The organism is Burkholderia diffusa, from assembly GCF_902499115.1.
In the GTDB taxonomy this organism is placed as follows: Bacteria; Pseudomonadota; Gammaproteobacteria; order Burkholderiales; family Burkholderiaceae; genus Burkholderia; species Burkholderia diffusa.
Genome location: NZ_CABVPN010000014.1, coordinates 86,729 through 110,587, shown reverse-complemented (window position 1 = coordinate 110,587; position 23,859 = coordinate 86,729). Strand labels below are relative to the sequence as shown.

Annotated in this window: 23 protein-coding genes; 17 read left to right on the top strand and 6 right to left on the bottom strand. The window is 67.8% G+C overall.

Annotated features, from left to right (window positions below):
* The first annotated feature begins 170 nt into the window (after positions 1–170).
* Positions 171–602 (top strand): ribonuclease, encoded by a 432-nt coding sequence (locus tag BTE28158_RS16055; RefSeq protein ID WP_006760307.1) that lies wholly within the window; start codon positions 171–173, stop codon positions 600–602.
* Positions 603–618: 16 nt separating this feature from the next.
* Positions 619–1,182: a barstar family protein gene (locus BTE28158_RS16050; protein WP_059608342.1), complete on the top strand. Its 564-nt coding sequence runs from the start codon at positions 619–621 to the stop codon at positions 1,180–1,182.
* A gap of 340 nt (positions 1,183–1,522) precedes the next feature.
* Here BTE28158_RS16050 and BTE28158_RS16045 read toward each other — a convergent pair whose 3' ends face one another.
* From BTE28158_RS16045 to speE, 3 genes are all read right to left on the bottom strand, one after another.
* On the bottom strand, positions 1,523–2,290 hold the full coding sequence (locus BTE28158_RS16045; RefSeq protein ID WP_124903778.1) for a 16S rRNA (uracil(1498)-N(3))-methyltransferase: 768 nt from the start codon (positions 2,288–2,290) through the stop codon (positions 1,523–1,525).
* 17 nt (positions 2,291–2,307) lie between these two features.
* On the bottom strand, positions 2,308–2,724 hold the full coding sequence (locus BTE28158_RS16040) for a VOC family protein (RefSeq protein WP_124624805.1): 417 nt from the start codon (positions 2,722–2,724) through the stop codon (positions 2,308–2,310).
* A gap of 205 nt (positions 2,725–2,929) precedes the next feature.
* Positions 2,930–3,787 (bottom strand): polyamine aminopropyltransferase, encoded by an 858-nt coding sequence (gene speE / locus BTE28158_RS16035; protein ID WP_151051295.1) that lies wholly within the window; start codon positions 3,785–3,787, stop codon positions 2,930–2,932.
* A gap of 216 nt (positions 3,788–4,003) precedes the next feature.
* Between speE and tkt the strand changes: the two genes are divergently transcribed.
* Positions 4,004–6,076, top strand: coding sequence for a transketolase (tkt, locus tag BTE28158_RS16030; RefSeq protein ID WP_059608220.1), 2,073 nt, complete (start codon positions 4,004–4,006; stop codon positions 6,074–6,076).
* Between the two features lie 86 nt (positions 6,077–6,162).
* On the top strand, positions 6,163–7,173 hold the full coding sequence (gene gap, locus BTE28158_RS16025) for a type I glyceraldehyde-3-phosphate dehydrogenase (protein WP_006485712.1): 1,011 nt from the start codon (positions 6,163–6,165) through the stop codon (positions 7,171–7,173).
* Positions 7,174–7,249: 76 nt separating this feature from the next.
* On the opposite strand, the gene BTE28158_RS16020 is transcribed toward gap, so the two are convergent.
* Entirely contained in the window at positions 7,250–8,140 is an 891-nt protein-coding gene (locus BTE28158_RS16020; protein ID WP_151051293.1) for a LysR family transcriptional regulator, read from the bottom strand.
* A 149-nt stretch (positions 8,141–8,289) separates the two neighbouring features.
* Between BTE28158_RS16020 and BTE28158_RS16015 the strand changes: the two genes are divergently transcribed.
* Positions 8,290–9,063, top strand: a complete 774-nt coding sequence (locus BTE28158_RS16015; RefSeq protein WP_059608222.1) for an SDR family NAD(P)-dependent oxidoreductase — start codon at positions 8,290–8,292, stop codon at positions 9,061–9,063.
* Positions 9,064–9,072: 9 nt separating this feature from the next.
* Positions 9,073–10,131 (top strand): L-idonate 5-dehydrogenase, encoded by a 1,059-nt coding sequence (locus BTE28158_RS16010; RefSeq protein ID WP_151051291.1) that lies wholly within the window; start codon positions 9,073–9,075, stop codon positions 10,129–10,131.
* Positions 10,132–10,381: 250 nt separating this feature from the next.
* Here the strand turns inward: BTE28158_RS16010 and BTE28158_RS16005 are convergent, their stop codons facing one another.
* On the bottom strand, positions 10,382–11,104 hold the full coding sequence (locus BTE28158_RS16005; protein WP_174919958.1) for a FadR/GntR family transcriptional regulator: 723 nt from the start codon (positions 11,102–11,104) through the stop codon (positions 10,382–10,384).
* Positions 11,105–11,292: 188 nt separating this feature from the next.
* Between BTE28158_RS16005 and BTE28158_RS16000 the strand changes: the two genes are divergently transcribed.
* From BTE28158_RS16000 to BTE28158_RS15990, 3 genes are all read left to right on the top strand, one after another.
* Complete coding sequence (locus BTE28158_RS16000) at positions 11,293–12,612, top strand: C4-dicarboxylate transporter DctA (protein ID WP_124624817.1); 1,320 nt, start codon at positions 11,293–11,295, stop codon at positions 12,610–12,612.
* A gap of 101 nt (positions 12,613–12,713) precedes the next feature.
* A complete protein-coding gene (alc, locus tag BTE28158_RS15995; RefSeq protein WP_151051289.1) occupies positions 12,714–13,721 on the top strand; it encodes an allantoicase in 1,008 nt (335 codons plus the stop codon).
* Positions 13,722–13,734: 13 nt separating this feature from the next.
* Positions 13,735–14,259, top strand: a complete 525-nt coding sequence (locus tag BTE28158_RS15990; RefSeq protein WP_151051287.1) for an ureidoglycolate lyase — start codon at positions 13,735–13,737, stop codon at positions 14,257–14,259.
* A gap of 196 nt (positions 14,260–14,455) precedes the next feature.
* Here BTE28158_RS15990 and fur read toward each other — a convergent pair whose 3' ends face one another.
* Positions 14,456–14,884, bottom strand: a complete 429-nt coding sequence (gene fur, locus BTE28158_RS15985; protein ID WP_011350926.1) for a ferric iron uptake transcriptional regulator — start codon at positions 14,882–14,884, stop codon at positions 14,456–14,458.
* A 142-nt stretch (positions 14,885–15,026) separates the two neighbouring features.
* Between fur and BTE28158_RS15980 the strand changes: the two genes are divergently transcribed.
* The 8 genes from BTE28158_RS15980 (at position 15,027) to BTE28158_RS15945 (ending at position 23,842) form a co-directional block, all read left to right on the top strand.
* On the top strand, positions 15,027–15,824 hold the full coding sequence (locus BTE28158_RS15980) for an outer membrane protein assembly factor BamE (protein ID WP_059608228.1): 798 nt from the start codon (positions 15,027–15,029) through the stop codon (positions 15,822–15,824).
* Between the two features lie 65 nt (positions 15,825–15,889).
* Positions 15,890–16,687 (top strand): 4-hydroxy-tetrahydrodipicolinate reductase, encoded by a 798-nt coding sequence (dapB, locus tag BTE28158_RS15975; RefSeq protein ID WP_151052657.1) that lies wholly within the window; start codon positions 15,890–15,892, stop codon positions 16,685–16,687.
* A gap of 19 nt (positions 16,688–16,706) precedes the next feature.
* The gene (locus BTE28158_RS15970; RefSeq protein WP_059682572.1) at positions 16,707–17,375 is read left to right on the top strand and encodes a MotA/TolQ/ExbB proton channel family protein; all 669 of its coding nucleotides are present in this window, start codon (positions 16,707–16,709) and stop codon (positions 17,373–17,375) included.
* A gap of 24 nt (positions 17,376–17,399) precedes the next feature.
* A complete protein-coding gene (locus BTE28158_RS15965) occupies positions 17,400–17,855 on the top strand; it encodes an ExbD/TolR family protein (protein WP_124903760.1) in 456 nt (151 codons plus the stop codon).
* A 280-nt stretch (positions 17,856–18,135) separates the two neighbouring features.
* Positions 18,136–20,730, top strand: coding sequence for a leucine--tRNA ligase (leuS, locus tag BTE28158_RS15960; protein WP_124903758.1), 2,595 nt, complete (start codon positions 18,136–18,138; stop codon positions 20,728–20,730).
* A gap of 38 nt (positions 20,731–20,768) precedes the next feature.
* Complete coding sequence (locus tag BTE28158_RS15955; RefSeq protein ID WP_059608233.1) at positions 20,769–21,320, top strand: LPS-assembly lipoprotein LptE; 552 nt, start codon at positions 20,769–20,771, stop codon at positions 21,318–21,320.
* Between the two features lie 18 nt (positions 21,321–21,338).
* Complete coding sequence (gene holA, locus BTE28158_RS15950) at positions 21,339–22,433, top strand: DNA polymerase III subunit delta (protein ID WP_059608234.1); 1,095 nt, start codon at positions 21,339–21,341, stop codon at positions 22,431–22,433.
* Between the two features lie 137 nt (positions 22,434–22,570).
* Positions 22,571–23,842, top strand: coding sequence for a glutamate-5-semialdehyde dehydrogenase (locus BTE28158_RS15945; RefSeq protein ID WP_124624826.1), 1,272 nt, complete (start codon positions 22,571–22,573; stop codon positions 23,840–23,842).
* Positions 23,843–23,859 lie beyond the last annotated feature (17 nt).

Here is a 23,859-nt window from a genome sequence, read left to right as displayed (position 1 = left end):
TTTATCTCATGTAAGATATATGTAGTCTTGTTTCGGTAAAAAATGCACGATTCCGGGCGGCGCCAGCCTTTCGATTCCCAAACGAACATTGATTCGCGCGGACAATAGCGCTACGCTAACGCCTTTGGTTGGTCGTCAACTACTTGATTTAACAGCGGGAACCCTGGTTCATGGCACGCAAGTGGCTCCGCAACGGCGCGCTCGCGTCCGTCTTCGCGATGTTCGCGATGGGTATCGTCGGTACGCCGACGGGCAGTCTGGTTTCCGCCGCTTACGCACGGCAGGCCGTTTCGGCCGACCTGGCCGTCGGCGGGGTCGATACGATCCCGACCGCCCGTCTGCCGCGCGAGGCCGTGACCACGCTTGGCCTGATCGGCGCCGGTGGCCCCTATCCGTACGAGAAAGACGGCGTCGTCTTCGGCAACCGCGAGCGGATCCTGCCGAAGGCGAAGCGCGGCTACTACCACGAGTACACGGTGCCGACGCCGCGCGCACGCAATCGCGGCGCGCGCCGGATCGTCTGCGGCGGGCCATTGCGCCGGATCGACAACTGTTATTACACGGACGACCACTACAACAGTTTTAAACGTATTGTTGAATGACTTCGGGATGAACGGCATGAGCGACTCCATCTACGCGCACGATACGGCGGCGGCGGAACTGTTCGCGGCCGGCGACGGCAATCTGTTTCAGCGCGTGATGCAACTCCACGCGGCGGCACAGGCCGGCGGCGGCCCGGAGCAACAGGAAGCCGAGCCCGGGCTTTCATCGAACGAGGAGCCTATGAGCCTTTTCACGACCGTGCGACCCAATCTCGTGCAGTCGATCCGCGCGTTCCGCGTGCAGGATCTTGCCGACGAAGCCAGCCGGCTCGGCCAGCATTTCCTGTATGCATATTGCGGCGCCGCGCAGTCGAAGCAGGAAGTGATGGAGACGATCGCGACGTCGTTCCTGTTTCCGAAGCATTTCGGGAAGAACTACGATGCGCTGTACGACTGCCTGACCGACCTCGTCGCGAAGGCCGGCGCGCAGCCCGGTTTCGTGATCGTCCTGGAAGGGCTGCCGATCGCGCAGAAATTCGACAAGGAAGGGCGCGAGACGCTGCTCGACGTGTTCCGCGAAGCCGCCGAATTCTGGGCCGAGCGCAAGGTCGCGTTCCGCGTGTTCTATTCGTTCGCGTAAAGCGCGAATCTGTCGGCCGCCCAAACGCGGCCGATCCGGCAAAAGGCCCGCCTCGCGCGGGCTTTTTTGCGTCCGCGCGACGCATGCAGGACGGAGGTGCCGGATGCGTCGCCGGTGACGCGCGCGATGACGGGCACGATCGATCTTGACGGCCTCGATGTCGGCTGGGTAACTGGCAGCCTGCAACACGTGCTGACGCCAGTGCTCGACGCATTGTTCAACCTGATGCCGCACCGCTCGTCGAGTGGCAAGTCGCAGCAAGCCGCAAGATCGAAACGCGCCGCATTCACGTGGCGACCCCGCGGGCCGGGGCGCCGCGGGTCGCGGCACGTCGGGTTCGTCACCAGCCGCCCCAGCGCGCGGCCAGCGCCGCGAGCACAGCCGCGCCGGCCGTCTCGGTGCGCAGCACGCGCGGGCCGAGCGACAATGCGGTGAACCCGTGTGCGCGTGCCGCATTTTCCTCGTCCGGCGACAGCCCGCCTTCGGGGCCTATCAGCAGCGTGACTGCCGCCGCGGGCGGTGCGTCGGGCAGCGACGCGAACGGGATGCTCGCGCGCGGCGACAGCAGCAGCCGCAGTTCGCCGTCGGACGGCGCGGCCGGCAGCGTGTCGAGCCAAGCGCCGAAGCCGCGTACCGGCGCGACGTCGGGCACGCGGTTGCGCCCGCATTGTTCGCACGACGCGCGCACGACGCCGCGCCAGTGCGCAACGCGCTTGTCCGCGCGCTCCCCCGACAGTTTCACGACGCCGCGCGCGGTCGACAGCGGCACGACCGCCGCGACGCCGAGCTCGACGGCCTTCTCGATCACCCAGTCCATCTTGTCGCCGCCGGCGATGCCTTGCGCGAGCGTCACGCGATAGGGCGGTTCGGCCTCGGACGGGTCGAACGCCTCGATCTGCGCGAGCGCGCTGCGCTTGTCGATCTCGACGAGCCGCGCGCGGTACTGGCCGCCGCTGCCGTCGAACAGCGCCAGCGCGTCGCCGGGCTGCAGCCGCAGCACTTGCGCGTGACGCGCGACGTCGGCCGGCAACGCGAGCGTCGCGTCGGTGCGCAGCGCCGCTTCGACGAAAAAGCGCGGCACGGCCGCGGTGGTGGTGGCTTCACTCATGCGTATCGCGGCTCCGTTCATGCGCTCAGGCGGCGCGCGAGCGCCCAGCGATAGCCGTCGAGATCCTCGATCTGCGCGAAGCGGTCGCCCCAGAATTGGTCTTGCGGTGCGGTCAGCGATTTCGCGCCCGAATCGAGCGCGCGCTGCCAGGTCGCGTCGACGTCGTCGACATACAGGTAAAACGACTGCGGGGCGGTTGCGCCCGCACTCTTCGGCGTGAGCGCGGTGGAGCCGAACGCGCCTTCGGGCGCGAACATCACGATCAGTTGCCCGCGGTAGGTCATCTCCACGTGCATGATCGCGCCGTCCTCGTCGAGGACGTCGCGCAACTCGAAGCCGAATGCGGCCTGGAAGAACTCGATGGCCGCATGCGCATTGCGCACGGCCAGGTAAGGCGTCAACCAAGGCACGTTGGCCGGACGTGGATCGGTCATGAAATCTCCTGTCGAACGGTGTTGGCGCTTGAGCGGTTACTCCGGTCCCATGTTTTGCAGTCCAACGGGTATTGGCGCGCGGGCGCCCGGTGCGGTGCCGCGGATACGCCGGTTGCCCGCGTGCATCGTTCCGGGCCTGCGCGTCGCGGGTCGAGCGCGGGAGAAAGCGCGGCCAGCCCGCAGAACGATGCGTCCGCCCGGAAGCTCAGCGGCGAGCGCCCAGTGTATCGCGCAGCGCGCGCGGCAGGGCAAAGAGGGCTGCATGGAGTCGCGCATCGTAGTAGCGCAGGCCCTGCACGCGGCGCGCGGCGAGGCGCTCGTCGATGTCGTGCGCGAACAGCGCGGCCGCATCGAGCGTGTCGCTCGCGATCGCCATCAGCCATTGGGATCCGTACAGCGGCACGTGCGCGGACAACGGATCGACGACCGCGAAGCTCGCGCGCAGGTCGGCGAGCAGCGCGGCGATGCGCGCCGTGTGGAACACCGGCGAGCCGAGATGCATCGAGATCGCGCCGCACGGCGTGAGGATCCGCTTGAGTCGCGCGTAGAACTCGCGCGTATAGAGGCCGGCCGCCGGCGAATCGGGTGGCGTGAGGTCGAACACGACGAGGTCGAAATGCTCGACGGTCGACGTGACGAAACGCGCGGCGTCGCCGATCACGACCTCGACGCGCGGGTCGTCGAGCGCGCCCTGATGCACGTCGTCGAGATAGCGGCGCGCCATGCCGACCACCTCGTCGTCGAGTTCCGCGACGACGATCCGCTCGATGCACGCGTGCTTGAGCAGCTGACGCGCCGCGCCGCCATCGCCGCCGCCGAGCACGAGCGCCTTGCGCGGGCACGGATGCGCGAGCGCGGCCGGGTGCGTCATGCACTCGTGGTACACGTATTCGTCGCCGACCGACGTCATCGGCCGTCCGTCCAGCGTGAAGAGGCGGCCGAGCTGCGGGGTGTCCCAGACTTCGATGCGCTGGTGCGCCGACGCGACGTGCGCGAGCCGGCGTGCGTTCGGGAAGCCGTACGCGGCGTCGGGCGTGGGATGGAAGAGAAGGGTCGTGTTCACGGGCGGGCCGCTCGGGGCGGGCAGTTCCGACGCCTGAATTATAGGAGGCGTGCGGTTCCGCGGAAAAGCGTGCCGGAACACCGCGCGCCGACAAGGGAAATGTCAGCCCATCTGTTAAAATGACGAGCTTTGCAGCCCCGTCCGTAGGCTCCGTCCGCTTCGCGTCCGTCAGGCGCCGCACCGCGCGCCGGGAACGATTGACGCTCGAGCTTCCGGATGCCGCCGTGCCCCCGTTTCCTCGACTCGTTCTCCGGACTCGACATGACGACTTCGTCTCCCGCCTCTACCACCCTGATGGCCAACGCGATCCGTGCGCTCGCGATGGACGCCGTCCAGCAAGCGAACTCCGGCCACCCCGGCATGCCGATGGGCATGGCCGAAATCGGCGTTGCGCTCTGGTCGCGCCACCTGAAGCACAACCCGACGAACCCGCACTGGGCAGACCGCGACCGCTTCGTGCTGTCGAACGGCCATGGCTCGATGCTGCTTTACTCGCTGCTGCACCTCACCGGTTACGACCTGCCGATGGAAGAGTTGAAGAACTTCCGCCAGCTGCATTCGAAGACGCCGGGCCACCCCGAATACGGCATCACCCCGGGCGTCGAGACGACCACCGGCCCGCTCGGCCAGGGTCTCGCGAACGCGGTCGGCATGGCGCTCGGCGAAGCGCTGATGGCCGACGAGTTCAACCGTGACGGCGCGAAGATCGTCGATCACCACACGTACGTATTCCTCGGCGACGGCTGCCTGATGGAAGGCATCTCGCACGAAGCCTGCTCGCTCGCGGGCACGCTGAAGCTGAACAAGCTGATCGCGCTGTACGACGACAACGGCATCTCGATCGACGGCGACGTCGTCAACTGGTTCCACGACGACACCCCGAAGCGTTTCGAGGCCTACGGCTGGAACGTGATCCCGAACGTGAACGGCCATGACGTCGACGCGGTCGACGCGGCGATCGCGAAGGCGAAGCTGTCGGACAAGCCGACGCTGATCTGCTGCAAGACGGTGATCGGCAAGGGCGCGGCGACCAAGGCCGGCGGCCACGACGTGCATGGCGCTGCGCTCGGCGCGGAAGAAATCGCGAAGACGCGCGAAGCGCTCGGCTGGAAGTGGGAGCCGTTCGTGATTCCGCAGGAAGTCTATGCGGCATGGGACGCGAAGGAAGCCGGCAAGCGTGCCGAGTCCGACTGGGACGCGACGTTCGCGCAATATCGCGCGAAATTCCCGGCAGAAGCCGCTGAGTTCGAACGCCGGATGGCCAACAAGCTGCCGGCCGACTGGGCCGAGAAGGCCGCGGCGATCATCGCCGGCGCGAACGAGCGCGCCGAGACGGTCGCGACCCGCAAGGCATCGCAGCAGGCGATCGAAGGGCTGGCTGCCGCACTGCCGGAACTGCTCGGCGGCTCGGCCGACCTGACCGGCTCGAACCTGACCAACTGGAAGGCGTCGAAGGCGGTCCGCGCGAATCCGGAAGGCGCGGGCGTCGTGCTGGGCAACCACATCAATTACGGCGTGCGCGAATTCGGCATGAGCGCCGCGATCAACGGCCTCGCGCTGCACGGCGGCCACAAGCCGTTCGGCGGCACGTTCCTGACGTTCTCCGACTACAGCCGCAACGCGCTGCGCGTCGCCGCGCTGATGAAGGTCCCGTCGATCTTCGTGTTCACGCACGATTCGATCGGCCTCGGCGAAGACGGCCCGACGCACCAGTCGATCGAGCACGTGTCGAGCCTGCGCCTGATCCCGAACCACGACGTATGGCGTCCGGCCGACACGGTCGAGACGGCCGTCGCATGGACCCACGCGGTTGCCGCGGATCGTCCGTCGAGCCTGATCTTCAGCCGCCAGAACCTCGCGTTCAACCCGCGCACGGATTCGCAGATCGCGAACATCGAGAAGGGCGGCTACGTGCTGAAGGACTGGGACGAAGAGATCGTCGCGCGCAAGATCATCCTGATCGCGACGGGCTCGGAAGTCGAACTCGCGATGAAGGCCGTGGAGCCGCTCGCGCAGCAGGGCATCGCAGCCCGCGTCGTGTCGATGCCGTCGACCAACGTGTTTGACCGCCAGGACGCCGAATACCGCGAACGCGTGCTGCCGCACGGCGTGCGCCGCGTCGCGATCGAAGCGGGCGTGACCGCGTTCTGGCACAAGTACGTCGGCCTCGAAGGCGGCGTCGTCGGGATCGACACGTTCGGCGAATCGGCCCCGGCCGGCGTGCTGTTCAAGTACTTCGGCTTCACTGTCGAGCACGTCGTCGAGACCGCGAAGGCCGTGCTGGCCTAAAACCATTCGCGACGCGCGCTACCCCCGCGCGCGTCGCACCGTGAAGCTGCACGAAACGAATTTTTTCAGCCATCAGGAGATAGACCATGACGATTCGCGTCGCAATCAACGGCTACGGCCGTATCGGCCGCAACACGCTGCGCGCGTTTTATGAAAACGGCAAGAAGCACGATCTCGAGATCGTCGCGATCAACGACCTGGGCGATGCGAAGACCAACGCGCACCTGACCCAGTACGACACCGCGCACGGCAAGTTCCCGGGCGAAGTGTCGGTCGACGGCGACTACCTCGTCGTGAACGGCGACAAGATCCGCGTGCTGGCGAACCGCAACCCGGCCGAACTGCCGTGGGGCGAGCTGGGCGTCGACGTCGTGATGGAATGCACGGGCTTCTTCACGACGAAGGAAAAGGCGAGCGCGCACCTGAAGGGCGGCGCGAAGAAGGTGATCATCTCGGCGCCGGGCGGCAAGGACGTCGACGCGACGATCGTCTACGGCGTGAACCACGACGTGCTGAAGGCCGAGCACACCGTCATCTCGAACGCATCGTGCACGACGAACTGCCTCGCGCCGCTCGTCAAGCCGCTGAACGACAAGATCGGCCTCGAAACCGGCCTGATGACGACGATCCACGCGTACACGAACGACCAGGTGCTGACGGACGTGTACCACGAAGACCTGCGCCGCGCGCGTTCGGCCACCCACAGCCAGATCCCGACGAAGACGGGCGCTGCGTCCGCCGTCGGCCTCGTGCTGCCGGAACTGAACGGCAAGCTCGACGGCTACGCGATCCGCGTCCCGACGATCAACGTGTCGATCGTCGACCTGTCGTTCATCGCGAAGCGTGACACGACGGTCGAGGAAGTCAACGCGATCATGAAGGAAGCATCGGAAGGCGCGCTGAAGGGCATCCTCGGCTACAACGACGCGCCGCTGGTGTCGATCGACTTCAACCACAACCCGGCTTCGTCGACGTTCGACGCGACGCTGACCAAGGTGTCGGGCCGCCTCGTCAAGGTGTCGAGCTGGTACGACAACGAGTGGGGTTTCTCGAACCGCATGCTGGATACGGCTGTCGCGTTCGCGAACGCGAAGTAATCCCGCACGTCGCGCGGCCGCCGCAAGGCGGCCGGCGTGGCGAACGAGCCCGGCCCGGTTTTTCCGGCCGGGCTTTTTATTGCCCGGCGTTCGCCGTCACATGTTCGAGCGCGTCGACGAACGCGCGCTTCAGCGGGCTGTCGAGGTCGGTCCACGCGAGCCCGATTCCGGTCCGGTGCCCGGCCAGGTCGAGCGGCCGCGCGAGCACGTTCGGCGGCAACGCGCTCGCGGCTTCCGCCGGCATGAGCCCGATCCCCATCCCGGCCGCGACGAGCGCGAGCATCGTCGTGAATTCCCCGAACTCCTGCGCGATCTCGAGCGTCGTGCCCGCGCGGCTCAGCGCGAGCAGCATGTCGTCGTGAAAGCCGGGCGCGTAGCGGCGCGCGAGCACGAACGCGGGCTGTCCGCGCAACGCGGCCGGCGTGATCGTCTCGTGCGCGGCAAGCGGATGGTCGAGCGGCAGCGCGACGACGAAGCCTTCCTCGAGCACCACGCGCGTGTCGATTCCCGCATACGCGGCCGGCAGCCGGATCATTCCGAAATCGATGCGCCGGTCGCGCAGTGCGGCGATCTGGTCTGGCGTCGGCAGATCCTTCAATTCGAGCGCGATCAGCGGATAGCGCTCGCGCATCGTGCGCAGCACGGCCGGCAACAGCGCCGGCAGCACGGACGACACGAACGCGATGCGCAGCGTGCCGATCTCGCCGCGGCTCGACAGCCGCGCCATCTGCTCCGCACGTGCGGCTTGCTGCAGCGTCGCCCGCGCCTCGGGCAGGAACACGCGTCCGGTATCGCTGAGTTCGACCTTGTGGCGGTCGCGCTCGAACAGGCGTGTGCCCAGATCTTCCTCGAGCGCCTTGATCTGCATGCTCAGCGCGGACTGCACGATGAACAGGCGCTGCGCGGCGCGCCCGAAATGCAGCTCTTCAGCGAGCGTGACGAAGGCGCGCAATTGCTTGAGTTCCATGGTGGGCGGGCGGCAGCGGACGGTGATCGGATTTCATGATAACCGGATCAAAAAAGACCATTGGCGCGGCCCCGGCCGAGCGCCGAAGATACGCTCATCGCGAGACCGGCCGCGACCGGCGGTCGGCTCGATGGCACGAGGAGACATGCATGAGCAACGCGCTTGACCGGTTCCGGCTGGACGGCCGCCGCGCACTGATCACGGGTTCCGGACGCGGGATCGGGCTGACACTCGCCCGCGGGCTCGCGGAGGCCGGCGCGGCGATCGTGATCAACGATCGCAATGAGGAGAAGGCCGCGACGCTCGCGCACCATTTCCGCGAGGAAGGCTTCGCGGCCGATTACGCGGTGTTCGACGTCGCCGAGCATGCGCAGGTGCGTGCGGCGATCGACGATTTCGAGGCGCGCGTCGGCGCGATCGACATCCTCGTGAACAACGCGGGCATCCAGCGCCGCGCGCCGCTCGATGCATTCGAGCCGGACGACTGGCACGCGCTGATGCGCGTGAATCTCGACGGCGTGTTCAACGTCGCGCAGGCGGTGGCGCGCCACATGATCGCGCGCGGCCGCGGCAAAATCATCAACATCTGCTCGGTGCAGAGCGAGCTTGCGCGGCCGACGATCGCGCCGTATGCGGCGACGAAGGGCGCGGTGCGGATGCTGACGAAAGGGATGTGCGCCGACTGGGCGCGTCACGGCATCCAGGCGAACGGCCTCGCGCCAGGCTATTTCGAGACGGAGCTGAACCGCGCGCTGGTCGACGACGCGGCGTTCTCAGAATGGCTCTGCAAGCGCACGCCGGCCGGCCGCTGGGGACGCGTCGACGAGCTGTGCGGCGCCGCGATCTTCCTCGCATCGGCCGCATCCGATTTCGTGAACGGCCAGACGCTGTTCGTCGACGGCGGCCTGACCAGCGCCGTATAGGAGAACGTCATGCGTATGCGTTGCATGTGTCTCGTGATCCACGGTCCGAACGACCTGCGGCTCGAAGAGCAGGACGCGGGCGAGATCGGCCCGGGCCAGGTGCGCGTCGATGTCGCAATGGGCGGCATCTGCGGCTCAGACCTCCATTACTTTCGGCACGGCGGCTTCGGCGCGATCCGGCTGCAGCAGCCGATGGTGCTCGGCCATGAAGTGGCCGGCACGGTGGCGGCCGTTGCGCCGGACGTGACGTCGGTGACGGTCGGCGATCGCGTCGCGGTGAATCCGAGCCGCCCGTGCGGCGCGTGCCGCTACTGCCTGGAAGGGCTTCCGAACCAGTGTCTCGACATGCGCTTCTATGGCAGCGCGATGCGCATGCCGCACGTGCAGGGCGCATTTCGCAACGCGCTCGTGTGCGATGCCGCGCAGTGCGTGAAGGTGGCGGACCATGTGCCGCTGTCACTCGCGGCGCTCGCCGAGCCGTTCGCGGTCGGGCTTCATGCGGTGTCGCGCGCGGGCCCGCTGATCGGCCGCCGCGTGCTCGTGTCGGGGTGCGGGCCCATCGGCGTGCTGGCGGTCGCGGCGGCGCGCATGCATGGGGCGGCGGAGATCGTCGCGACCGACGTGGTCGATGCGCCGCTCGAGGTTGCCCGCGCGCTCGGCGCGGATCACGCGATCAACGCGTCGACGGACACCGGCTGGGTCGCGCGCTACGGTGCCGACAAGGGGACGTTCGACGTGATGATCGAGTGTTCGGGCAATCAGCGCGCATTGCGCGACGGCCTCGACGTGATGCGGCCGCGCGGCGTCGTCGTGCAGCTCGGGCTCGGCGGCGATGTCAGCCTGCCGCAGAACGTCGTGGTCGCGAAGGAACTGTCGATATGCGGTTCATTCCGCTTCCATGCGGAATTCGCGCTCGCGGTGCAGCTGATCAATGCGCAGCGCGTCGACTTGCGCCCGGCCGTGACGGGCGTGTTCCCGATGCGCGACGCGAACCGCGCGTTCGAGCTGGCCGGTGACCGGCAGCGTGCGATGAAGGTGCTGATCGATTTCACGCACGAGGGGGCATGATCGCCCGCTGATGGCGCGACGGCGCGCATGCAGAAAAGGCGCGCCCGCGATTTGCGGAGCGTGCCTGTTTCATTGGCCGGCGCGAAAGCGGGCGACTGCGTGACTTGCCGCGCGGTGCAGCTCACCGAATTCGGCGAGGTCCATGCGCGTCACGCGCGCGCTCGCGTATCGCGATCCTTCGGCGGGGATGACCGGGCACGACCGGAGAATGAGCTGCCGCGGCGGCCGGGACCGCCGGCCGACGGCCGCGTCAGGTGCCCGGCGTCGGGAAGAAGATGCCCGCGCGTTGCGCGGCGTTCTCGATGTGCGTCTCGATCGCCGTACCGGCCGCGGCCGCATCGCGGGCGATCAGTGCGTCGACGATCGCGCGGTGCTCGTGCCATGTCGACAGCAGCAGCTCGCGCCGGTAGAACGGCATGCGCTGGCTTTCCTTCATGATGTCCGCGCTGCTGCGCAGCACCGACTCGATCGCCGCGTTGCCCGCGAGATGGATGATCCGCATGTGGAAGTCGAAGTCGAGCCGCGACGCTTCGTCGAGTGCGCTGTCGGTCAGCGCGACGTGCAGGTCGGCGAGGTTGTCCTCGAACCATGCGATGTCGTCGTCGGTGACGACGTGCGCGGCCATCCGCGCGGCGAATCCTTCGAGCGCATAGCGCATCTGGTACGTGTCGGGCGGCGACGACTGCTCGGCGAATTGCCACGGATGGGCGGCCGTCGCCTGGGCGCTTTCGACATACACGCCCTTGCCGGCGCGGATGCGCAGCATCCCGAGCGCCTCGAGCGTGGAGAGCGCCTCGCGCAGCGACGCGCGGCTGATCTCCAGCTCCTCGGAGAGCTGGCGCTGGGCCGGCAGCAGGCTGCCGACCGGATACACGCCTGCCTCGATCCGGTCGCGGATCGTCGCGATGGCGGCGTCGGTCACGGTGTGCGGAACGTTTTTCATGATGTGAACGATGGCCGGTCTGACCGGCATTGTAATCCGCCTGCGCGCGGTGCATGACCGGCCTACGGGAAAGTCACGATCCGCCCCCGCATGGGCGGGAAATCCCTATTTTGTTCGGCCTTGACGCGACTATATCGGCTTCCTACTATCCACCATAACATCACTGGTCTTACCAGTATGAACAGACGAAACTGCAACCGTTGGATCGGGAGAGCGCCGTGTCGAAATTCCTCAATTCGCTGTTTGGCCGGGTAGTCGTCGCATTAATCCTGGGGGTCGCGCTCGGCGCGTTCTTCCCGCATTTCGCCGAGTCGCTGCGACCGCTCGGCGACGGCTTCCTGAAGCTCATCAAGATGGTCATCGGCCCGATCGTGTTCTGCGTCGTGGTCAGCGGGATGGCCAATGCGGGCGACCTGAAGAAGGTCGGTCGGGTCGGCCTGAAGGCGGTCGTCTACTTCGAGGTGATGACGACGATCGCGCTCGGCATCGGACTCGTCCTCGCGTGGCTGACGCGCCCGGGCGTCGGGATGAACATCGACCTGCACTCGCTCGACGCGGCCTCGCTCTCGTCGTACGCGAAGAACGCCGAAAGCCTGAAGGACACGGCCGGCTACCTGATGAAGATCATCCCCGAGACCGCGATCGACGCGTTCGCGAAGGGCGACATCCTGCAGATCCTCGTGTTCGCGGTGCTGTTCGGCTCGGCGCTGTCGCTGCTCGGCGACAAGGCGCAGCGCGTGAACAGCCTGATCGAGGAGCTGTCGCACGTGTTCTTCCGCATCATCGGCTTCATCATCAAGCTCGCGCCGCTCGGCGTGCTCGGCGCGATCGCGTTCACGACCGGCAAGTACGGCGTCGCGTCGCTCAAGCAGCTCGGCTACCTCGTCGCGGTGTTCTACCTGAGCTGCATCGTGTTCGTCACGGTCGTGCTCGGCATCGTGATGCGCATCGCGGGCTTCTCGGTGTTCAAGCTGATCCGCTACCTGCGCGAGGAACTGTCGATCGTGCTCGGCACGGCGTCGTCGGACGCGGTGCTGCCGCAGGTGATGAGCAAGCTCGAATACATGGGCATCAAGGATTCGACGGTCGGCCTGGTGATCCCGACCGGCTATTCGTTCAACCTCGATGGCTTCTCGATCTACCTGACGCTCGCCGTGCTGTTCATCGCGCAGGCCACCAATACGCCGCTGTCCACGCATGACCTGATCGTCGTGCTGCTGGTGTCGCTCGTCACGTCGAAGGGCGCGCACGGGATTCCGGGTTCGGCGATCGTGATCCTCGCGGCGACGCTGTCGGCGATTCCTGCGATTCCGGTGCTCGGCCTCGTGCTGATCCTGCCGGTCGACTGGTTCGTCGGCATCGCCCGCGCGCTGACCAACCTGATCGGCAACTGCGTCGCGACGGTGGTCGTCGCCGTGTGGGAGAACGACATCGACCGGGCCCGCGCGACGCGCGTGCTGAACCGCGAACTGCGCTACGTGGCCGACGAACAGGCGAGCGCCGCACCGGTCGCCGGCGACCAGGCCCACGCGCTCTGAGCGCCCTCGCGCGAAGCGGCTTCCCCGGCCGCTTCGCGCGAACGAATTCCCTGCGGCCGGCGCCACGACGCGCCGGCCCTCATCAAGATAATGGAGACGACATGGCAGCCCCCATCCTCGATCCGAACGCGCCGGCCTTCACGCGGCGCTACATGAACCTCGCCGACCCGCGCCTGGGTGCACAGGCGCTTTTCGCCAGCGACGAATTCTTCGCGCCGAAGGAGCGCATGCTGAATCCCGAGCCGGCCGTCTTCATTCCCGGCAAGTACGACGACCACGGCAAGTGGATGGACGGCTGGGAAACGCGCCGCAAGCGCACCACCGGCCACGACTTCTGCGTGGTCCGGCTCGCGCGGCCGGGCGTGATTCACGGCGTCGATCTCGATACGAGCCACTTCACCGGCAATTTCCCGCCGGCGGCGTCGATCGAGGCATGCGCGGTGGACGGGGACACGCCGCCGGACGACGCCGAATGGCGCACGATCGTCCCAGCGACGACGCTGCAGGGCAATTCGCACCACTACGTGAGCGTTGACGATGCGCAGCCGGTCACGCACCTGCGCGTGAACTTGTATCCGGACGGCGGGCTCGCGCGGCTGCGCGTGTACGGCCAGCCGCAGCGCGACTGGCGCCACGTGCCGGCCGGCGAGCTCGTCGATCTCGCGGCGATCGAGAACGGCGGCTACCTGGTGGCCGCGAACAACCAGCACTTCGGCGCGGCCTCGCAGATGCTGATGCCGGGGCGCGGCGCGAACATGGGCGACGGCTGGGAAACGCGGCGCCGCCGCGAGCCCGGCAACGACTGGGCGATCGTCGCGCTGGCGCGGCCGGGCATCATCCGGCGCGTCGAGGTCGATACGGCGTTCTTCAAGGGCAACTTCCCCGACCGCTGTTCGCTGCAGGCCGCGCGGGTCGTGGGTGGCACCGACGATTCGCTCGTCACGCAGTCGATGTTCTGGGCCGAGCTGCTCGGCGAGCAGAAGCTGCAGATGGACCACGTGCATACGTTCGACCAGCTCGCGGCACTCGGCCCCGTCACGCACGTGCGTTTCAACATCTTCCCGGACGGCGGCGTGTCGCGCCTGCGTCTGTGGGGCGAGCCGGCTTGAAGGAGGCATCGGCATGAGCGGACCACACATCCTGCGCGTCGAGCGCCTGACCCGCGAGGCGTTTGCGCCGTTCGGCGACGTGATCGCGCTCGAAGGCGCGCGGCACTTCCCGATCAACGGCGGCACGACCGAGCGCTTCCACGATCTCGCGACGATCGACGTCTGCGCGGACGGCGGTCGGCCGCTCGTCAGCGTGTTTCGCGCGCAGCCGCGCGCGCTGCCGGTCGCGATCACGCTGATGGAGCGCCATCCTCACGGCAGCCAGGCGTTCATTCCGCTCGCGGCCGTGTCGCGCTACGCGATCGTCGTCGCGCCGGCCGGCGAGTTCCGGCCCGACGCGATGCGCGCGTTTCTCGCCGAAGGCTGGCAGGGCGTGAACTACGCGAAGGGCGTCTGGCACCATCCGCTGCTTGCGCTCGACGCGGTCAGCGACTTCGTGATCGTCGACCGCGGCGGCCCGCAGCCGAACTGCGACGAGATTCCGCTCGACGGCGCGTGGGCGCTCGAGTTCGCGCCGGCGTGCGCGAGCGCGGCCTGACGCGCGGCGAAGGTGGCATCGGGCGTCGAGCATCGCGCACCGTGCGGCGGCGGCATGGCTCGCCGCTCACAATTGGAAACTTTCCCGAACCGGCCCGCGCGCAACGTGCGGGCCTTTTCCATTCCGATCCCGAAAACAACACGGCCCGGGCGGCGAGATGCCGGCCGGGCCGTGGCGCAGGCGTGATGCGTGCGGATCAGTGCTTGCGGTGCGGGCAGTTCTCGGTCGTGCAGGAGCCGTACATCGCGAGCGAGTGTTCCTGGAGCCGGAAGCCGCGTTCCTTCGCGATCGCCTGCTGGCGGCCTTCGATCTCGGCATCGAAGAATTCCTCGACGCGGCCGCAATCGAGGCAGACGAGGTGATCGTGGTGCGAGCCTTCGTTCAGTTCGAACACGGCCTTGCCGGATTCGAAGTTGCTGCGCGTGAGCAGGCCGGCCTGCTCGAACTGCGTCAGCACGCGATAAACGGTGGCGAGCCCGATGTCGAGCTGCTCGTTGAGCAGATTGCGGTAGACGTCTTCGGCCGTCAGGTGACGCACCGGGCTTTGCTGGAAGATCTCGAGAATCTTGAGGCGCGGTAGGGTGGCCTTTAGCCCGATATTCTTGAGATCCGTTGGATTGGTCATGGCTAGGCATCCCTAGAGTACAATGCAGGGCTTCAATGTTACCGGCTTTTCGCCGTTCCAGAAACACGCGCGGCCCGCGACGCGGGCCTGCACGGTGACGGAAATGTTCCCGGAATCTCTTTCGCACCTTCAGAGGAGTCGCATGCGGAGTGCCATCATCGCTGCCGCCGCCGTTGCCGCGCTGGCTGGTTGTTCGTCGTACGACAGCGTGACGCAGCGCATCGCGCAGAGCATCACGCCCTATCGGATCACTGTCGTGCAGGGCAACTTCGTGTCGCAGGAGAAGGCCGCGCAGCTGCAGGCCGGAATGACGCGCGAGCAGGTCCGCGCGCTGCTCGGCACGCCGCTGCTGTCGGACATGTTTCATGCCGACCGCTGGGATTACCTCTTTTACTTCAAGCGCGGCTCGACGTCGATCGTCCAGCAGCGCGACCTCGTGCTGACGTTCTCGGGCGATCGCCTCGCGAGCTGGACGGGTGCCGAGAACCTGCCTTCCGAACTCGACCTGCTGGCCGATATCGACGGCGATCGCGGCGGCAAGAAGGCGAAGGCCGCGGCCGCGGCGAAGAAGGCGTCCGAAGCCGCTGCTGCCGCGAGCGCCGCGCAGGCGGCCGCGACCGCATCCGCCGAGCCGGTTTCCGGCGTGGCGGTCGACCAGGATGCCAACGCCCAGGCGGCGCGCGCGGCGAACCGCGCGACCAACCAGGTATCGGGGCAGGGCACGACCGCCCGCCGCTTCACGCCGTCCGCGCAGGCTTCGGGCGGCGCGCCGGTGCCGGGCGGCCAGCCGCCGGGCGCCGCGCCGGCGATCCAGCCGCAATTCCAGTTCCATCGCCCGCCGCAGCCGAACGTGTCGAGCGAGGCGTCGCCGCCGGTCGGCCCGCGGGGTTCGGACAACCTGCAAAACCAGCCGCTCACCGCGCCGGCCCAGTCGCAGTAAGCGGCCGGCGAGCGGAAACAGGGCGGCATGTGCCGCCCGCCTTTAGACCTGTCGTGTAGAAAGCCATGAAGATTGCGATTGCCGGTGCATCGGGCCGTATGGGCCGGATGCTGATCGAAGCCGTTCTCAACGATTCCGACGCGCAGCTCGTCGGCGCGCTCGACCGCGCCGATTCGCCGTTCCTCGGTCAGGACGCGGGCGCGTTCCTCGGCAAGGAAACCGGGATCAAGCTGACCAACGACCTCGACGCCGTATTCGCGCAGGCCGACTACCTGATCGACTTCACGCGGCCGGAAGGCACGATCGCGCACGTCGCGGCCGCGCTGCGCCACGACGTGAAGCTCGTGATCGGCACGACCGGCTTCACCGCCGAGCAGAAGGCCGAGCTGCAGGCCGCGGCAGGCAAGATCGGCATCGTGTTCGCGGCGAACATGAGCGTCGGCGTGAACGTCACGCTGAAGCTGCTCGAATTCGCGGCAAAGCATTTCTCGCACGGCTACGACATCGAGATCATCGAGGCGCACCACCGTCACAAGGTCGACGCGCCGTCGGGCACCGCGCTGATGATGGGCGAGGCCGTTGCCGGCGCGCTCGGGCGCTCGCTCGACGAATGCGCGGTGTACGGCCGCCAGGGCGTGACGGGCGAACGCGATCCGTCGACGATCGGCTTTGCGGCCGTGCGCGGCGGCGACATCGTCGGCGATCACACCGTGCTGTTCGCCGGGATCGGCGAACGGATCGAGATCACGCACAAGTCGTCGAGCCGCGTATCGTACGCGCAGGGCGCGCTGCGTGCGGTCCGCTTCCTGTCGGCGCGCGGCGCCGGCCTGTTCGACATGCAGGACGTGCTCGGCCTGCGCTGACCCTCACGGGGAAACTCCGATGGCGATTCCCACCGGCGTTGTCCACTACCTCGAAAGCGGCGATGCGATCACGCACGCCGTCGCCTACGTGCTGCTGGCGATGTCCGTCGCCAGCTGGTGCTTCCTCCTCATGAAAGCCTGGCTGCTGGTCCGCGCGAAGCGCCAGGGGCCGCGGGCGCTCGCCTCGTTCTGGCGCGCGGCGTCGCTCGACGCGGGCATCGCCGCGCTCGCCGGTGCCGATCGCGAGCGCGTGTTCGTACCGCTCGCCGAAGCGGCGCGCGATGCGGCCGACGAACATGATCCGGCCGCGCTCGCCGCGCGTGTCGAGCGCAGCGAACGCGTGCTGCGCGCGCTGCGTCACGCGATGCTGCGCTCGCAGCGCCGTCTCGAATTCGGTCAGGTGCTGCTCGCGTCGATCGGCAGCACCGCGCCGTTCGTCGGCCTGCTCGGCACCGTATGGGGCATCTATCACGCGCTCGGCAGCATCGCCGCGAGCGGGCAGGCGCAGATCGAGAACGTCGCGGGGCCGGTCGGCGAGGCGCTGATCATGACCGCGTTCGGGCTGGTCGTCGCGATCCCCGCAGTGCTCGCCTACAACATTCTCGGGCGGCTCGTGCGCCAGCTCGCCGAGGAACTCGACGGCTTCGCGCGCGACCTGCATGTGTTCGTGTGCGCGCAGGAAGCCTGACGCGCGTATTCCGGGGGAGCGACCATGGCATTCGGCGGACTGGAGCACCACAAGACGTCCGCGCCGATGGCGGAGATCAACATGACGCCGCTGATCGACGTGATGCTCGTGCTGCTCGTCATCTTCATCATCACCGCGCCGCTGATGACGCACGCGATCCGGCTCGACCTGCCGAAGGTCGCGGCCAGCGTCGCGCGCGACACGCCGCAGTCGGTCACGCTGTCGATCGACGACGCCGGCAAACTCTACTGGGACGACGCGCCCGTCGCACTCGACGCGCTGCCGGCGCGCTTCCGGGCCGCCGCCGCGGGCGCCGCGCCGCCCGAGTTGCGGCTGCGCGCATCGCGCGCGACCCGCTACGAGGTGATCGCGCAGGTGATGGGCGCCGCGCAGGCCGCGGGCCTCACGCGGATCGGCTTCGTCACCGACGTGCCGCCGACGGGTGCCGCCGCACCGGCGGCCACGGGCGCGGCACGCTGACGCGCAGCCCGCCCGCGCGCCGGGGGCGGGCAAGAATGCATGGCCGGCCCGCGAGACCGGCCGTCCCGCCCGCCACGGACGGTATAATCGTTGTTTCCGCCCGGTTGGCAGGGTTTCGCCGGGTAACCTGGAGACCCTCCGGGTTACCCGGCGAATATCCGGAACCATGAGGCAGGCCCGAGAACCGTGAGCCTGCTCCCGCCGCCGGGCTGCCCGATTTCGTCCACTTCCGCGTGCCCGCCTCGTGGCGCGCCGCTTAAAGCCTAGTCCGAACCACGCCATGCACGAGAGATACGTACCCGCCGACGTCGAAGCCGCCGCCCAGGGCGACTGGCGCGCAGCCGATGCCTACAAGACGAAGGAAGACTCGCAGAAGCCGAAGTTCTACTGCGTGTCGATGCTGCCGTACCCGTCCGGCAAGCTGCACATGGGTCACGTGCGCAACTACACGATCAACGACGTGATGTACCGCTATCTGCGGATGAACGGCTACAACACGCTGATGCCGATGGGCTGGGATGCGTTCGGGATGCCGGCCGAGAACGCCGCGATGGCGAACGGCGTGCCGCCCGCGAAGTGGACCTACGACAACATCGACTACATGAAGGGCCAGATGCAGTCGATGGGCCTCGCGATCGACTGGTCGCGCGAGATCGCGACGTGCAAGCCCGACTACTACAAATGGAACCAGTGGCTGTTCCTCAAGATGCTCGAGAAGGGCATCGCGTACAAGAAGACGGGCACCGTGAACTGGGACCCGGTCGACCAGACCGTGCTCGCGAACGAGCAGGTGATCGACGGCCGCGGCTGGCGCTCGGGCGCGCTCGTCGAAAAGCGCGAGATCCCGATGTACTACCTGCGGATCACGCAGTACGCGGATGAGCTGCTGAACGATCTCGACGGCCTCGGCTGGCCCGAGCGCGTGAAGATCATGCAGCAGAACTGGATCGGCAAGAGTTTCGGCGTGAACTTCGGCTTCCCGTACGAACTCGACGGCGAAAAGAAGCTGCTGCGCGTGTTCACGACGCGTGCCGACACGATCATGGGCGTCACGTTCTGCGCGATCGCGGCCGAGCATCCGCTCGCCACGCGCCTTGCGCAGGGCAAGCCGGAACTGCAGGCGTTCATCGACGAATGCAAGCGCGGCGGCGTCGCCGAGGCCGACGTCGCGACGATGGAGAAGAAGGGCGTCGCGACGGGCTTCTCGGTCACGCATCCGCTGACGGGCGAACCCGTCGAGGTGTGGATCGGCAACTACGTGCTGATGAGCTACGGCGAAGGCGCGGTGATGGGCGTGCCGGCACACGACGAGCGCGACTTCGCGTTCGCGAAGAAATACGACCTGCCGATCAAGCAGGTGATCGCGGCCGAAGGCCAGACGTACTCGCTCGACGCATGGCAGGAGTGGTACGGCGACAAGGAAGTCGCGGTCTGCGTCAACAGCGGCAAGTACGACGGCCTGGCATATGGCGCGGCGGTCGATGCGATCGCGGCCGACCTGAAGGCCGGCGGCTTCGGCGACAAGCAGGTCACGTGGCGCCTGCGCGACTGGGGCGTGTCGCGCCAGCGCTACTGGGGCACGCCGATCCCGATCATCCATTGCCCGTCGTGCGGCGACGTGCCGGTGCCGGAGCAGGACCTGCCGGTCGTACTGCCGGAAGACCTCGTGCCGGACGGCTCGGGCAACCCGCTCGCGAAGTCGGAAGCGTTCCTGAACTGCACGTGCCCGAAGTGCGGCGCGGCCGCGAAGCGCGAAACCGACACGATGGACACGTTCGTCGATTCGTCGTGGTACTTCTCGCGCTACACGGCGCCGGACGCCGAGACGATGGTCGACGCGCGCACCGATTACTGGATGCCGATGGATCAGTACATCGGCGGCATCGAGCATGCGATCCTGCACCTGCTGTATTCGCGCTTCTGGACCAAGGTGATGCGCGACCTCGGCCTCGTGAAGTTCGGCGAGCCGGCGAAGAACCTGCTGACGCAGGGCATGGTGCTGAACGAGACGTTCTACCGCGAAGACGCGGCGGGCAAGAAGACCTGGTACAACCCGGCCGACGTGACGGTCACGCACGACGACAAGGGCCGCCCGGTCGGCGCGACGCTGAACACCGACGGCCAGCCGGTCGTGCTCGGCGGCATCGAGAAGATGTCGAAGTCGAAGAACAACGGCGTCGATCCGCAGGTGTTGATCGACCAGTACGGCGCCGATACCGCGCGCCTGTTCACGATGTTCGCCGCACCGCCCGAGCAGCAGCTCGAGTGGTCGGGCGCGGGCGTCGAGGGCGCGAGCCGCTTCCTGCGCCGCGTGTGGAGCTTCGGCGCGACGAATCGTGAAGCGCTCGCCGCGCGTGCGGGCTTCGACGCGGCCGCGCTCGGCGACGCCGACAAGGCACTGCGCCGCGAGATCTACAGCGTGCTGAAGCAGGCTGATTTCGACTACCAGCGTCTGCAATACAACACGGTCGTGTCGGCCGCGATGAAGATGCTGAACGCGATCGACGGCGCGAAGGGCGCGACGCCCGGCGTGCTGCGCGAAACGTACGGCGTGCTGCTGCGCGTGCTGTATCCGGTCGTGCCGCACGTCACGTTCGAGCTGTGGAAGGCGCTCGGCTACGCGGACGAATTCGGCCCGCTGCTCGATGCACCGTGGCCGAAGGTCGACGAGGCCGCGCTCGAGCAGGCCGAGATCGAACTCGTGCTGCAGGTGAACGGCAAGGTGCGCGGCGCGCTGAAGGTCGCGAAGGACGCGAGCCGCGAGGCGATCGAAGCAGCGGCGGTGGCTGACGACGCGTTCGCGAAGTTCAGCGACGGCAAGCCGGCGAAGAAGATCGTCGTCGTGCCGGGCCGCCTCGTGAACATCGTCGTCTGACGGCCGCCGGCCGTCTGACGTACCCAGAAGGAGCGAAGGTGATCCGCAGATCGTTTTTGATGCTCGTCGGCAGCGCGGTCGCGCTGTCGGCATGCGGCTTCCAGCTGCGCGGCCAGCAGGACTATGCGTTCAAGCACCTGCTGGTGGCCGGCGCGCCCGCGCCCGTCGAGGCGCGGCTGACGCGTCTCGTCGAGGCCGGCAGCGACACGAAGATCGTCAAGTCGGCGGACGACGCCGACGCCGTGCTGCGCATGTGGGAGTCGCGGGGGCAGAACACGCTGACGCTCAACAAGTATGGGTCGGCGCAGGAATACGCGCTGTTCTATACGCTGAACTACACGCTGACGAGCAAGGACGGCACTGTGCTGATCCCGCCGAGCGCGATCGCGCTGAACCGCGCGATGACGTACAGCGACCAGTACACGAACGCGAAGGCGCAGGAAGCCGACATCCTGTACGCGGACATGCAGAACGACGCGGTCGACCAGCTGATGCGGCGTCTCGCGATCGTCCACTCGCTGACGCCGGCGCCGGAGGACGTGGTGCCGGGCGTCGCGCCGGGCGCGCCCCTGCCGCCACCGCCGCTCTGATCGACGGCGCACGCACCGATGCAATTGCGACTTGATGCGCTGGAGCCGCACCTCGCGAAGGGGATGGCCGGACTCTACACCGTCTACGGCGACGAGCCGCTGCTCGCGCAGGAAGCGTGCGACCGCATTCGTGCGGCTGCGCGCGCGGCCGGCTTCACCGAACGTTCGGTGCACACGGTCGAGCGCGGCTTCGACTGGAGCGTGCTGCTCGGCGCGACCCAGGCGATGTCGCTGTTCGGCGAGCGTCAGCTGATCGAGTTGCGCATTCCGTCGGGCAAGCCCGGCAAGGAAGGCGCCGACGCGCTCAAGACGCTCGCGGCCACGCCCAATCCCGACGCGCTGATGCTCGTCACGTTGCCGCGTCTCGATGCGGCCACGCAGAAATCCGCGTGGTTTACCGCGCTGCAGAACGGCGGCGTCGCGCTGAAGATCGATCCGGTCGACCGCGCGCAACTGCCGAACTGGATCGGCCAGCGTCTGTCGATGCAGGGCCAGCGCGTCGCGGCCGGCGACGATGGCCGGCGCGCGCTGCAGTTCATCGCGGAGCGCGTCGAGGGCAACCTGCTCGCCGCGCACCAGGAAATCCAGAAGCTTGGGCTGCTCTATCCGCAGGGCGTGCTGTCGTTCGAGCAGGTGCACGACGCGGTGTTGAACGTCGCGCGCTACGACGTCTTCAAGCTGAATGAGGCGATGCTCGCGGGCGACGCAGCACGGCTCGCGCGGATGATCGACGGGTTGAAGGGCGAGGGCGAGGCGATCGTGCTCGTGATGTGGGCCGTCGTCGAGGAATTGCGCACGCTGTTGCGGATCAAGCGCGGGGCGACGGCCGGCAAGCCGCTCGCCACGCTGCTGCGCGAGAACCGCGTATGGGGGCCGCGCGAACGGCTGATCGGCCCTGCGCTGAATCGCGTGTCGGAAGCGGTTCTCGAGAAGGCGCTCGCGTTCGCCGCGAAGCTCGACCGGCAGGTGAAGGGGCTGTCGGCCGTCGCACCGGGCCGCCGCACGCAGGACGATCCACCGCCCGATCCGTGGGACGGCCTGTTCCAGCTCGCGATGACGGTAGCGGGCGCGCGCGGCGAGCGACCGCCGACCGCGGGTCGCGTGCGTCGTTAAGCCCCGTCCGGGCCTTCAGCGCACGCATCGCAACCCGCTTACAATGTTCCGATAGCTGGCGCGGCCCGCTTGCCGCCGCGCTCCACGCTTCCCACGAATTCACGCCGCGCCAAGCGGCTCGCTTTTCGAGTCACACGATGGATATCGACCAGTACATGACGGACCTGGGCCGCCGTGCCCGGCACGCTTCCCGCGCGATGGCGCGCGCCAGCACGGCCGCGAAGAACGCGGCGCTCGACGCCGTGGCCCGCGCGATCGAGCGCGACGCGCAGGCGCTGAAGGATGCGAATGCACGCGACGTCGCCCGTGCCCGTGAAAAGGGGCTCGATGCGGCGTTCATCGACCGCCTGACGCTGTCGGACAAGGCGCTGAAGACGATGGTCGAAGGCCTGCGCCAGGTTGCGTCGCTGGCCGATCCGATCGGCGAGATCGGCAATCTCAAGTACCGCCCGAGCGGGATCCAGGTCGGCCAGATGCGCGTGCCGCTCGGCGTGATCGGCATCATCTACGAGTCGCGCCCGAACGTGACGATTGACGCGGCCGCGCTGTGCCTGAAGTCGGGTAACGCGACGATCCTGCGCGGCGGCTCCGAGGCGCTCGAATCGAACGCGGCGCTCGCGAAGCTGATCGGCGAAGGGCTCGAGGCGGCCGGCCTGCCGCAGGATGCCGTGCAGGTCGTCGCGACAGCCGATCGCGCGGCGGTCGGCAAGCTGATCACGATGACCGAATACGTCGACGTGATCGTGCCGCGCGGCGGCAAGAGCCTGATCGAGCGCCTGATCAACGAGGCACGTGTGCCGATGATCAAGCACCTCGATGGTATCTGCCACGTGTACGTCGACGATCGTGCCGATCTCGCCAAGGCGCTGACGGTGTGCGACAACGCGAAGACGCACCGCTACGGCACCTGCAACACGATGGAAACGTTGCTCGTTTCGAGCGGCATCGCGGCGACGCTGTTGCCGCCGCTCGGCAAGCTGTATCGCGACAAGCAGGTCGAGCTGCGCGTCGATCCGGCCGCGCGCGCGGTGCTCGCCGAGGCGGGCATCGGGCCGCTCGTCGACGCCACCGACGAAGACTGGCACACCGAATATCTCGCGCCGGTGCTCGCGATCAAGGTCGTCGACGGCCTCGACGCGGCGATCGAGCACATCAACCATTACGGCTCGCACCACACCGATGCGATCGTCACCGAGGATCACGACCGCGCGATGCGCTTCCTGCGCGAAGTCGACTCGGCCAGCGTGATGGTCAATGCGTCGACGCGCTTCGCGGACGGCTTCGAATTCGGCCTCGGCGCGGAAATCGGCATCTCGAACGACAAGCTGCACGCACGCGGCCCCGTCGGCCTGGAAGGGCTCACGTCGCTGAAGTACGTCGTGCTCGGGCACGGCGAAGGCCGTCAGTAACGCGAGGCGCACAACCG